Raw genomic sequence first — 773 nt, 5'->3', positions numbered from 1 at the left:
TTTTTAGAAATTGATACTTTTATATATTTGATAACCTCTCTTCTCGGCTCTCTTCTAAAGTGACATCATCACTCATTACACCAAAAAGAGCTCTAGCCACATCCACACGATCCTTATATGGAGTTGTTAGCTTTGCAAGTATTTTACCATTTTGTGTGATGTAAATCTCATTTGTTTCTGCCATAATAAGATATTTATCAATATTTAATTTCAATTCTGTTGCAGTTATAAACATTGCTCACACCTCTCTTAAATATTGCTTTAAAATATATTGTATTTGTACACTTTATTATTCTCTATAAATCCTATAGTTAAAATTTTAATTTATACTGAAAAATATTTTAGCAAGATACGTATTTGTCAGACAAATACCAAACTTGTTAGGCATAACCCTAATACCCTCGTATATATCACATATTTTTCGTGTGTTTTTCGTGTAACTTTTATATATTTTTAGTGCATTTTTTATATATTTTTCATGTACTTTTTATGTGTTTTTTATGTAAAATAGGTACAAATACATCATTATAAAGAAACTTAAAACCATTCATTTAGTAAGTAAAAAAGTCATAGATTTAAACTATGACTTTCATATCCGATCATTTTCACTTATAAATTTATCAATATAATGCTAAATTAAATCACTACATCTGCTTTAATTATGACACAGATGGAATTTCTATTGAGTTTCCAGATTTACCAGGGTGCTTAACTTGTGGAGATGATATTGATGAAGCAATTAAAACTGCAAAGGAATGTTTAGGATTACATTT

At 26.9% G+C, this 773-nt stretch carries 2 protein-coding genes; one reads left to right on the top strand and one right to left on the bottom strand.

Features of this window, described 5'->3' with window-relative positions:
* Positions 1 to 19 precede the first annotated feature (19 nt).
* A complete protein-coding gene (locus tag KQI30_RS16870) occupies positions 20 to 235 on the bottom strand; it encodes a type II toxin-antitoxin system prevent-host-death family antitoxin (RefSeq protein WP_216464498.1) in 216 nt (71 codons plus the stop codon).
* 413 nt (positions 236 to 648) lie between these two features.
* Between KQI30_RS16870 and KQI30_RS16865 the strand changes: the two genes are divergently transcribed.
* Positions 649 to 773 (top strand): type II toxin-antitoxin system HicB family antitoxin (locus KQI30_RS16865; RefSeq protein WP_437177746.1); only part of this gene is annotated, 125 nt, incomplete at its 3' end.

This window comes from Clostridium bornimense (genome assembly GCF_018917145.1).
Classification (GTDB): Bacteria; Bacillota; Clostridia; order Clostridiales; family Clostridiaceae; genus Clostridium_AN; species Clostridium_AN bornimense_A.
This window is presented reverse-complemented; position numbering and strand designations above follow the sequence as displayed.